General features: G+C 55.7%; 10 protein-coding genes and 1 pseudogene. 8 read left to right on the forward strand and 3 right to left on the reverse strand.

Annotated features, from left to right (window positions below; translation table 11 throughout):
- Positions 1-62 precede the first annotated feature (62 nt).
- The 3 genes from ACDELDRAFT_RS06230 (at position 63) to ACDELDRAFT_RS06240 (ending at position 1,831) form a co-directional block, all read left to right on the forward strand.
- Positions 63-410 carry a copper-binding protein gene (locus ACDELDRAFT_RS06230; RefSeq protein ID WP_005794624.1) on the forward strand — a complete coding sequence of 116 codons (348 nt, stop codon included), beginning with the start codon at positions 63-65 and terminating at the stop codon, positions 408-410.
- A gap of 264 nt (positions 411-674) precedes the next feature.
- The gene (locus tag ACDELDRAFT_RS25345; protein WP_198403216.1) at positions 675-851 is read left to right on the forward strand and encodes a hypothetical protein; all 177 of its coding nucleotides are present in this window, start codon (positions 675-677) and stop codon (positions 849-851) included.
- Between the two features lie 359 nt (positions 852-1,210).
- The gene (locus tag ACDELDRAFT_RS06240; RefSeq protein WP_005794628.1) at positions 1,211-1,831 is read left to right on the forward strand and encodes a class I SAM-dependent methyltransferase; all 621 of its coding nucleotides are present in this window, start codon (positions 1,211-1,213) and stop codon (positions 1,829-1,831) included.
- 77 nt (positions 1,832-1,908) lie between these two features.
- On the opposite strand, the pseudogene ACDELDRAFT_RS06245 reads toward ACDELDRAFT_RS06240, so the two are convergent.
- Positions 1,909-2,151, reverse strand: a pseudogene (locus ACDELDRAFT_RS06245) (efflux RND transporter permease subunit); the annotation flags it as partial.
- Between the two features lie 806 nt (positions 2,152-2,957).
- Between ACDELDRAFT_RS06245 and ACDELDRAFT_RS23585 the strand changes: the two are divergent.
- The 5 genes from ACDELDRAFT_RS23585 (at position 2,958) to ACDELDRAFT_RS06270 (ending at position 9,540) form a co-directional block, all read left to right on the forward strand.
- On the forward strand, positions 2,958-4,325 hold the full coding sequence (locus ACDELDRAFT_RS23585; protein WP_005794633.1) for an ATP-binding protein: 1,368 nt from the start codon (positions 2,958-2,960) through the stop codon (positions 4,323-4,325).
- Positions 4,322-5,056, forward strand: coding sequence for a hypothetical protein (locus ACDELDRAFT_RS06255; RefSeq protein ID WP_005794635.1), 735 nt, complete (start codon positions 4,322-4,324; stop codon positions 5,054-5,056). Before ACDELDRAFT_RS23585 ends, ACDELDRAFT_RS06255 begins: the two co-directional genes overlap by 4 nt.
- A gap of 233 nt (positions 5,057-5,289) precedes the next feature.
- Positions 5,290-5,913 (forward strand): tyrosine-type recombinase/integrase, encoded by a 624-nt coding sequence (locus ACDELDRAFT_RS06260; RefSeq protein WP_005794637.1) that lies wholly within the window; start codon positions 5,290-5,292, stop codon positions 5,911-5,913.
- A 345-nt stretch (positions 5,914-6,258) separates the two neighbouring features.
- Entirely contained in the window at positions 6,259-6,624 is a 366-nt protein-coding gene (locus ACDELDRAFT_RS06265; RefSeq protein ID WP_005794639.1) for a DUF1428 domain-containing protein, read from the forward strand.
- Positions 6,625-7,245: 621 nt separating this feature from the next.
- The gene (locus ACDELDRAFT_RS06270; protein ID WP_005794641.1) at positions 7,246-9,540 is read left to right on the forward strand and encodes an NACHT domain-containing protein; all 2,295 of its coding nucleotides are present in this window, start codon (positions 7,246-7,248) and stop codon (positions 9,538-9,540) included.
- 532 nt (positions 9,541-10,072) lie between these two features.
- Here the strand turns inward: ACDELDRAFT_RS06270 and ACDELDRAFT_RS06275 are convergent.
- Both ACDELDRAFT_RS06275 and ACDELDRAFT_RS06280 read right to left on the reverse strand, forming a co-directional pair.
- Entirely contained in the window at positions 10,073-10,291 is a 219-nt protein-coding gene (locus ACDELDRAFT_RS06275) for a DUF4113 domain-containing protein (RefSeq protein ID WP_005794643.1), read from the reverse strand.
- Entirely contained in the window at positions 10,278-10,724 is a 447-nt protein-coding gene (locus tag ACDELDRAFT_RS06280) for a LexA family protein (protein WP_005794644.1), read from the reverse strand. The genes ACDELDRAFT_RS06275 and ACDELDRAFT_RS06280 overlap by 14 nt, the downstream gene beginning before the upstream one ends.
- Between the last annotated feature and the right edge of the window lies 1 nt (position 10,725).

Raw genomic sequence — 10,725 nt, forward strand, 5'->3', positions numbered from 1 at the left:
CACAGCTGGCCGAGCCATGGCCGGGCCTGACCATAGATCCATCCATTTACCCAGAGGTCACCATGAACACCATCCAACGTCTGCTCACCATCTCCGCTCTGGCCATGGGCGCTGCCCTGCCGCTGGCGGGCCATGCCCAGGTCAGTCCCAATTCAGGCCAGACTTCGGCGCCCGCGCCCGCACCCGCATCCATGACCGATGGCGAGGTCAAGAAGGTAGATCTGGACAACGGCAAGATCACCCTCAAGCATGGGGACATCAAGAACCTGGACATGCCCGGAATGACTATGGTCTTTGCCGTCCGCGACAAGGGCCAACTCACCAACCTCAAGCCCGGCGACAAGGTGCAATTCATGGTCGTCCAGGAAGGCGGGAAGATGATCGTCACCGACATCCAGCCCGTGCGCTGAGAAAATTCACAACCGCGGCATCTCGTCGGGCGCGGCAGCCCTAGTCAGCCCCTCCACCAAAAGGAGGATGCATCATGTTTCACATTCGCCATACCCTGATCGGCCTCTGTGTCGCCGCCGCCTCCGTGGGCGTGCTGGCGCACGGTTCCGACGAGCACAAGGACCAGGCTTGCTGAAACCGAAAGGGGTCACCACGCCAAGCTCCTGGAAGCCAATGCCGCCCAGACACGGTTGGCGGCGGAGCGGGACAGCGCACGCGCCGCTATGGCCGAAAGCGCCAGGGTCAACCAGGCGCAACGTGTTGAGCTGCAGCAAGCCCTTCAGGCGGTTGCGCAGCACAAGGCTGAAGCGGAAACTCTGCGCACGTTGATCGCGCAGTTCAGGCCACCGCAGAAGTCCGCTCGCCGAAAGCGGGCCAACGAGGCATCAGAAGGTCAATGAATAGCGCCAAGCCAGTGACAGTTGATGACGCTACGCAGGTCTTGGCGCTTAGCGTCATTCTGAAATTAAGGAATTATTCTTAATAAGAAAAGGCTTATGAATCAAGACTGGCCGTATCCTGGTTTGTCCTCTGGAGGGAAAAATTCTTCATTACCAAGTGATTTCGTGCGAAGTTTGACCACGCCTTTTTGACAACCCCGGTGGCGGACTTCACAGATTGCTCGCACGCCTGCGAGAGAAAAGTATCGACATCCCAAGGCATGCAAGCTTTTCTCGCCTCGCGAGGTAAGCTTCGCCTCCTGACCCATGGCAATCAATGCCGTTCGTAGTTTCACTACCTTGTCGGAGAGCAGCCCATCATGAGCACTCAAACCCATTGGGAATCGGTCTACGAAACCAAATCGCCGGAAACGGTGAGTTGGTACGCACCGCATCTCCTGCAGTCCCTGCAGTATGTCCGCACGGCTGCGGGCTCCAAGCAGGCGTCCATCATCGACGTGGGCGGAGGCGAGTCCACGCTGGTCGATGACCTCCTGGCCGATGGCTACGAGGACATCACGGTGCTGGATCTGTCCCACACGGCGCTGGAGGTCACGCAACAACGCCTGGGGCCCAAGGCCGCCGATGTAGCTTGGCTGGTGGCGGACATTCTGGAGGTGGAGTTGCCTGCGGCTTCGGTGGATGTGTGGCACGACCGTGCGGTGTTCCACTTTCTGACCACTGACGAGCAGCGTGAGCGCTACGTGGCGCAGGTGGTTCATGCCCTGAGGCCTGGTGGCTTTGCCATTGTCGGCACCTTCGGGCCACAGGGGCCTGAAAAGTGTAGCGGCCTGGCCGTTTCCCGTTATGCGCCCGAGGAACTGCACGGCAAGTTCGGAGCACCATTCGAGCTGATCGAAAGCCATACCGAGATCCACACCACCCCTTGGGGCGCACCGCAGCAGTTTGTCTACTGCTTTTGCCGCCACCACGCGCAGTAGGCGCCATCAGGCCCTGAGATCGTCACGCATCCCGCGCCCCATTTGATCGTCCTCATGTCACTTGATATTGCCCCGGATATCAGGTATTGCTCGCCACTGCGCTCGATATAGCCTGCGCCCACGTTGGCGTTGTTGCGCTCCAATGCAGTGACCAGGTCTGCGATCGTCAGTCCGTGAGCCACCAGCTTGTCTGGCCACGGTGCCACCTGGAACTCCTTGGCATACCCGCCGATGGTGTTGATTTCGGTGACACCCGGAACGGTGCGCAGTTGCGGTTTGATGATCCAGTCCTGGATCTCCCTCAGATCCATGGGGGTGTATTTGCGAAAACCAGATGCACTTGACCACCGAGTCCACTGCAAAGTGACCACACGCGCCACATCTACATGACCGACCGGACCAGGGCCCCGTGCCAATCTGAGTTGCTCGGCGTAGGAGCGACTCCCCCGCCGACAAACATCAGATCCCCACAAAGCTACCTTGCAGAACAGAAGTGCGCTAGGTCGCATGCTGTTCGTACTGCCATCTTCAGGTGGTAGGGGGCTTGGCTGATCATTGAGCCCGGCAAACTTGCCACAAATCCGTTCAATTGCCTATGAGATTGGGCGCACTCGACTGGCACGTATCAGGCAGGCATGTAGGGGGCTGCCATGCATTGGTTCTACCCGAGTCAAGTCAAAGCCCGAATCAGGCTGAATGCTGTCGGCCAACTCAGCATGGTCAATGACTGCTCCCACCCAAAGCTGTCATTGAATGGAGTCTTCCTTGCAGGTCCGCCCTACACCTCAAAGCTGTCACTGCAGGCTTACTCAAGCCGAGTGACTGCTTTTGCACGTGTTGAGGTGGCGCTGCCGACCCTCAGCAGCCAGTCGCCCCGGCGCCATGAATGGCCGGGATGCCGCGGGAGCGGTTCTATGCATGGCTCAATTTGATGGCCGAACACGGCCGTTCAGCTTTGCTACCGGCTGCCCAAGAGCTCCTCTGTCACCTGGTCTCCAGTTCGCTACGGCGGTGCCCTCATATTGCGAGGCCGGTTAGCGTCTCAGATTCCCTGCCAAGGGCTGAGTGTCTGATCGCATCCTCCGACGTGCGCGCGGCATACTTGGAAAAACAGGGAGCAGGCAGTATGGCGGTAATTCACTCCGCACGATTTCATACTTGGGACAAGCAATTCAGGTCAGTTGACTTGTTGCTCGAGACAGACTCGCCCAGGGCAAACACCTTTGCGACGACGTTTATTACAGGCCGCAACGGCTCACACAAGAGCACGCTGCTGAAGGAGATCGTCTCAGGATTGGCGGTGGTCGGACGCATTGATCGTCACGAAGCTTCGTCTGTACAGAACCCGGGCCGTGATCAAGTTCTTTGTGTATCGGGTTCTGTGGCCGACCGGTTTCCTCAGAAGGAATTGCCTGGTGGCACTCGTAGTCCATTCGACGTCCCCAACTACACCTACGTTGGGCAACGAGTTATCAGCAACCTGCTTAGCAAGAAGGCACCTCTGGAGACCATGCTCGCTTTTGCGCTCGATCCCACGAAAGCAGAGCGTTGCAGATGGGATTTCTTTGGCGCCGCACATCGGCACGCGGGAATTCGACCATCTGGGAAGTACACCTTAGAGGCCCAGCGTGAATCGGCAAAGAAGGCGCGAGCCCCGATGAGTGACTTGCTTGGCATCGTGCAAGGTGTGCGACCTGAGTCCGACGGCAATCGTAAGCCAGCTGCAGATCGCCCGCATATTTCCTACGCCACAGCTCAGTGGCTCCTGCAGGAATTCAGCTATGACGAGTTTTTGGCACTGCAATTCTTCGTGAATAAAGGGAAGCGTCGTGTGGCGGTCACGCTCGACGAGACGGGGGCTCACTGCCAAGGCATCGAGCCCAACGTGCTGCGCCTGGGATTGCTCACCGATCTCGTGCGCTTAGTGGATGTAACCGTGAAATCGGCAGGAGGCGATGCCGACTTCTCGGCGATGGAGTTGAGTTCGGGCGAGTACCACATGTTCTCCACCATCCTGGCAATCGGCTTCGGCCTTGAGGACAAGGCCGTCCTGCTGATAGACGAGCCCGAGAACAACCTCCATCCGCAGTGGCAGCGGGACCTGATGGCGACGGTCTTCGACGTGTGTGCGGGGGCGATGAAGACGGAAGGACATCTCATCGTATGCACGCACTCGCCGCTCATCGTTGGAGCCGCTCCGGAAGGCAGTTCTATTGTTGACATGAGTAGCGATGCGCCTCAGACCAGCGTGGCGTCCTACGGTGCTTCCTCTGACGAGCTGCTTCTTTCTCAGTTTGGCATCGGCTCCAGCCGGAACAAGGTCGTCGTGGACACCCTACAGCGAGCCGTGTCGTTGATCGAGCGAGGAGACTTCGAGAATGCAGAGTTCCAAGGATTGATGCCGGAGCTTAGGTCGATCCGTGACGCGCTCACTCCGCACGACCCAATGGTCGATGTCATTGATGCACTCTTGGACGAAGGTCCTCAGCGGTGAACATCGGATTCGAAAAAATCGCTCCGACCCCCGGCTATCCTGCCGGAACGACGGCCGCTGCGTTGATAGGCCTTACATGGGAGTCCAGAGCAAACGTCGCGATCGCGTTCCGTGGCGGGCTGAAGCTTGCGCTCAGGACGGTGCAGCTAGGACGCTGCTGCTTCTGCCGACGTCATCTCTATGACGACTACGCGACTCACCTTGAGCATTTCGTGGACAAGGCGACGTTTCCTCGGTTCGCGTACGAGATTAGGAACCTTGCGCTGTCTTGTGGGACCTGCAATATCCGGAAGAATGCATATTTCTCGACTTGGGACCGCAGATACAGGTTCATGACGAGAAACTTCGTCGGTCCAGTGCTGATTCGTTGTCCTGTGCTCAGCGTTGCGCTCAACTCTTGCGATGCCTTCCCGGCGATTCCGGCTAATTTCAGCTGGGTCAATCCCCACTTCCACAATTACTCACAGCACATATTGGTTGCGCGTGGTTGGGTTTTCGAAGGTCAGTCTCCGGAAGGCAGACGGACAATTCGTAGCCTCAAGCTGAACGAAGTTGGTCAGATCGAGCGGCGGGCGCTGGCCGAGCGCCTTGAAGCGCGCGGTGGTGCCTTGTCAATGCTCGTCGGTGCGATCTCTGTGCTGGACCAGCATCGAGCAAATGATGTGAAGGACGCGATCATCAAGGTGATTCGACGTCGTCGAGAGGCAGCCAAAGCCAGCGGTGGAAACTAGACGTTGGGCGCTCCGCTCGGTCATGGGAACAGTCGCTGGTGAACTTCCGCTCCCGGCCTGAAGCGGGCGGCCGTCCCGGTACTTCGAAAGTCAGCTTATAGCCGAGATGTTGAGTTCATGGCTATGCCAGGAAGCTGACAGTCATAGGGCTGTGGCAGCCGAGCATCACTAGTCGCTCTGGCGAGTCGAAGCCAGCGCATCCTGTGTGCCCCTCAACTCGATGGGAGACCATCATGGCATCCACAGGTAATACCGCTCATCGCGAGCCGTGGAACAAGGGCAAGATCGTCGGGCAGAAGGCTCCGTTCAAGCTGAAGGATATCTGGGCGCTGCGCGTAAGGCTTCAGATGGAAGGCCGGGTGCGCGAGCTTGCTCTCTTCAACTTGGGCATCGATAGCAAGCTGCGAGGATGCGACCTCGTCGCCCTCAAGGTTCGGGATGTATGCCACGGCGACCAGGTGGCATCGCGCGCGGTTGTCATGCAGCACAAGACTCAGCGTCCAGTGCAGTTCGAGATCACGCAGGCTGCCCGTGACGCCTTGCAAGCCTGGATCAAGCTGGCTGGGCTGAAATCAGAGGACTTCCTGTTTCCAAGCAGGCTGCACGAATCGCCACATCTGGGAACACGGCAGTACGCCCGAATCCTCGGTCACTGGGTTGACGAGCTAGGCCTGGACCGCATGGAGTACGGGACGCACTCGATGCGCAGGACAAAGGCGACACTGATCTACCGCCGCACAAAGAACCTGCGCGCTGTCCAGTTGTTGCTCGGCCACTCGAAGTTGGAGTCAACAGTGAGGTACCTGGGTATCGAAGTAGACGATGCCCTTGAGATCTCAGAACAGACGGAGATTTGAAGTTGTCGCTGGCGGCCACCCTGGAAGCTGCGGCAGGGTGGCCGTCCTCAACGGCCGCAATGTGGCGCTGGGCCAAACTGATACTTTCGGCCAGGAGCGGACATTGTTGAAAGGCAGTGCTCGGGTTGCTCCAGTGCGACCTGCGAGGCCAAGGCGTCTACGCTGCGGTAGCCGCGGCGGCCTACCCGGCGGGCGTTCTGCAGCGGCGCCGCTTCAGCGCCGCCATAGGGCGCATACCCTCCTGCAAGGCACGCAATGTCGATTTGGCTTGTCGTCGTTCGTCGATGGGATACGAGATGCCCTCAGGCGGGCGCGCCAACCGCTCAACGTCACAGGAGTGAAGACATGTCATACATCGATGGTTTCGTGATCGCGGTGCCCACCGCCAACAAGCAGAAGTTCATCCAGCACGCGCGCCACCTCGACCCAATATTCATCGAGCTGGGCGCAATCCGTGTGATCGAAGGATGGGGTGACGACGTCCCCGACGGAAAAGTCACGGATTTCCGCCGCGCAGTGCAGGCAACGGCCGAGGAGACGGTGGCATTTGCGTGGGTCGAATGGCCGGACAAGGCCACTCGCGACGCAGCCATGAAGAAGATGATGGAAGACCCGCGCATGGATCCGTCCGCACCCGGCAACCCACCCATGCCCTTCGACGGCAAACGCATGATCTTCGGCGGCTTCGAACAGGTCGAAGTGAAGGCTTGAGCGGTGGGGCAACGCCGCCCATGGACGTGCCACGCGTCACGGCGGGCGTCTGGCACAAACTGTCGGCCCGCATGCGGTGGCTCCGAGACATCGCGCAGGGCGCCTGCTCCGGGGACCCGCAAACGTCACGCATCTCCCCGTTGCAGTCTCCACAAGTTAGCTCTCGAGGCCATGCAGGGCTTCACACTTGCGGCCAGAAGCAGCCGGCCAGCACATTTTCTTAGCAACCTGTTCCAAGCTGTGGAGTCAGGCAGTCGGATCTGAGCCGGAATGTCTGCCAATGCCTAAACTAATCATGCTTGTGTCAAGGTCGCAAGCTACTGCTTTAGCCAGCCAGAACGGTCGTTCGAGCGTGATGTGACAGCTAAGCGACGCTTTACTCAGCGTGGGTTGGCACTATGCGCACAAAGCCAGCCTAAAAGTTGGGAGATCCAGAGCGCGCAAGCGCCACCTAACCTTTTCTAGACGTCCCAGAGTGACCCATTAGTGTCGCGCCTTAGTTTTCGATTCCCCTGTGCGCGTTGCTCGCACAAGTACATAATGGTTACTTCCGATGAAGTGTGAGCCGCCTGAAGGCGGCTCCGCCTCAATCTACCAGTCATTATTCACCGATTAATTCAAATGGACTTCAAAGCCAAACAACAAATGATTGAAGATATAGGTGCAGAGGTTCAAGATCTGCACCCATTATTGAAATCGGTGCTAGGAAAATTGGAGAATATTAAAGGCGTTGAGTATACGCATGGGACTCAAGAGAAAGGAGCGGACTTTGTTCTTACAAGATTCGATCCAGCTTTGGGGACATTCTCCTACATTGGGGTTGTAGTAAAGAAAGGAAAAATCACCAATGACATAACCGATATAAATCGCCAAATAGAAGAATGCGCACTTCCGCGTCTCTTAGATGGTGGAAAACGAAAAGAGCGATTATCTGAGGTTTGGGTTGTCAATACTTCGACAATCAGCAGTAATGCAAAAGATAAGATTTTTGATCAGTACACAAAGCAGCGTATTGAATTTATCGATGGATTTAAACTAACTCAGCTCGTTGATAAACACGCTGAATTTTTTTGGCATCAAGTACCCTCTCATCTTGGCGTCTACCTAGATACTCTAGGCAGAAGAATGGATTTGCTTGAAAAAGAGTCGGGAGGGGTTGGAAGTATTGCTTGTGATGGTTTCTATATTGAGCCTGATATCCAGGAGATTGAAAGGGTTAAGTATCAGAAAAAAATCACTAAAGCCCAGAAGCCTCGTTTGGTAAATATCACAGAAGAGGTGCTTAAAACGCACGTTTCTATACTGCAGGCGGACATGGGGTTTGGAAAGTCGAAGATTCTCCGTAAACTTACCCAGTTCTTTTCGGCAACCGAGCGATTTAACGAGCATCGCGTTATTCCTGTTCATATGTCTTTTCGCAAGTTTAAAGAGAATAATCTTTCGCTGGCGAGGTTGATAGATGGCGAGATAGGACAAGTAATCAATGAGCTCAATGATGATCACTTCAAAATTCTAATTGCTCTTGATGGAATCGACGAAGCCGCGGTAAACGGGGATTGGAAGGACTTTGTTAGAGGAATTGTTGCCGAAGCAAGGGCAAATGATAAGGTTCACCTCATTCTCACAACTCGCCCGCTGCATGTCCTTGACGAAGATGTTGACATTTTCAGCGGAGCCAAAAGGTTCTTGGTGCGCCCCCTGAGTGTTCCAAAAATTGTGCAATTTGTTGAGAAGGCCTGCCAAGCTATCTCCGTGCCAAAGAAGATTTATGAAGATCTGCAGCGCTCAGATCTTTTCAAACAACTTCCGCAAAGCCCTATAGCGGCCGCCCTGCTTTCTAGTTTAATCTCGCAAAATCAAAATGATTTGCCATCCAACCTAACGGAATTGTATGCAAAATCCGTTGAGTACATGCTTGGAAGATGGGATGTGCAGAAAGGTCGAGCCCCGGAGAAAGAGTATGCAGCAGCAGAGCGCATAGCATTGATGCTGTCCGAATACATCGTCTCAAATCAACTGATTTGGATGAGTTTTGATGAGGCTCAATCTATGCTTCGGGAATGGCATGGCAAGCGTAATACAGGAGTTGATCTCGAGAAGCTTGAGGAGCGAGTATTTGTAAAATCCGGAATTTTCACGGTCGACGAAGATGATCGGAAACTGTCGTTCCGGCATCGCTCTTTTGGCGAGTATCTTTACGCGAAGGCTGCCTCTACCAAAGCAGAACTGATTACGCGTGAAATGGCATTCAAAGCGTATTGGGTAGAGAGCTACTTTTTTTACATCGGAATTAAGGGCGACTGCCCGGAACTTCTTCAGGATCTATTCAGTCACCAGCCGCAAGACGAAACCGAGAGTTGGTTGAAGATATTGGCTTTGCCGGATTATGCTCTTGCAGGTTATCAGACGGAATATGCTATTGTTCAGAGTAATTTGCCAAGACTCTTTATTGAGGCTGCAAAACTTTATCGCGACATCAGTCAAAACAAAACGAAGAGCAAGCTGGTTGAGCTTTCCGAAATGCATCTTCTCTGGTTCTTTCAGAGAGTGATTAGGTATTGCTACAACTATGATTATCTTAAACCAGCTATAAACGGTGTTATCCTAGAGATTGAAGCCCAAAATATCGACTTTGAAGATAAGGTTTACGCGCTCTTCTTCGCTGCATGTTTTGCCGCGCAGCTTGACGATCCATCCGGATTTGAATTTCTAGTCAAAACCTACCCGACAAGCAAGCTTCCTCTTCAATTGTCAATTGCAATTGAGCTGGAAAGCCGAACAAACAAGGATTTTTCAAAGTTGCCAATAATTAAGGCGCACGAAAAAAGGCTAAAAGAATTGCTTGCCGCGAAACCTCAAGCAAACGGCAGCCGCATCAATGTTCGAGGGGGGGGTCTGCTACCGAGCAACGTCTAACGGAACTGTTCGAAAAGCCGGTTAGATTGGCGCATCAACGGCCCATTCAGCGCTAAGGAATAGATGGGTTCAGAGGTGAGTTCCGGGCTAGGTATTTGTGCGCTACGCTTGCAATCGGCACGATAGAAGGGCTTCGTTTTTACAGCGTGTCACATATACATACACGGAATCTATTTACAGAGAGACCGCCGTGCTATCTCTACGCAGACCGCTATCCGACACAAACTGTGTAGGTCATCGTGGCATCCATGGCCTGCCGTAAGTGCTGCATGGCAAGCATTGGTCATCGAAGCTTGAACGGCAGCAATGGGTCGCAAGCTCCTGTTCACACTACCTGACAGCAGACATCCAGTGACCTATCTGCCTGCACTTGATGGTCGCTGTCCGCTGCACACCTGAAACCCGTCATTGGGCTGTCCCCCGCGTCAATGCTCGGATGGCCGGTATGGGACGGTGACCGTTAGGCAGCGTTGCGGCTACGAGCAGCGGCAATCGCTGCAGAGCCGACTCGAGCGCGGGAGCTCCCTCACGCTTAGGCCCTTGCCACCGGCACATCCTCCCACCGGGTCGTGTACTGCGGCGTGCGCCTCTCCTGCTTCATCCCCCAGTCCTTGCCCCTGTTGGTGCCGCCCGTGGCACCTGAATGCACGGTGCCCTTGCCATAGCGCTGGTTGAGCGCATCCAGCGCCACCATCAGTCGGGTGCGGTCCCGGTGGTCTTCATCCTCCAGATCCAGCTCACCTTGCAGCACGTTTCACGCACCCACTCACCACCCCCCACACCTCAATGGTCTGGCTGTCGCGGGGGATGATGTCGGGATAGGTTGGGTTGGCCGCGCGCAGCTTGATCCGGCCGGCACGCTGGTGCAGATACTTCACGGTGCATTCGCCGTCCACAATGGCCACGACGATGCTGTTGTGCTTGGGCTTGATCGCCCGGTCCACTGCGATGATGCTGCCGTCCTCAATGCCCGCGTCCCTCATCGAGTCGCCACGCACGCGCCAGAAATAGGTGGCCTGGGGATGCTTCACCAGCAGCTGCATGATGTCCAGCCGCTCCACCACGAAGTCGTCAGCTGGCGATGGAAACCCCGCGCGCACGCTCACCCCGCAGAGAGGCAAGACCAGCGACTGCGCCGCCGTGTCGTACGGCACAGGTAGCGGGGAATTCCAAAGACTGTACATA

Origin of the sequence: Acidovorax delafieldii 2AN (assembly GCF_000175235.1) — a bacterium.
GTDB classification, from domain to species: domain Bacteria; phylum Pseudomonadota; class Gammaproteobacteria; order Burkholderiales; family Burkholderiaceae_C; genus Acidovorax; species Acidovorax delafieldii_B.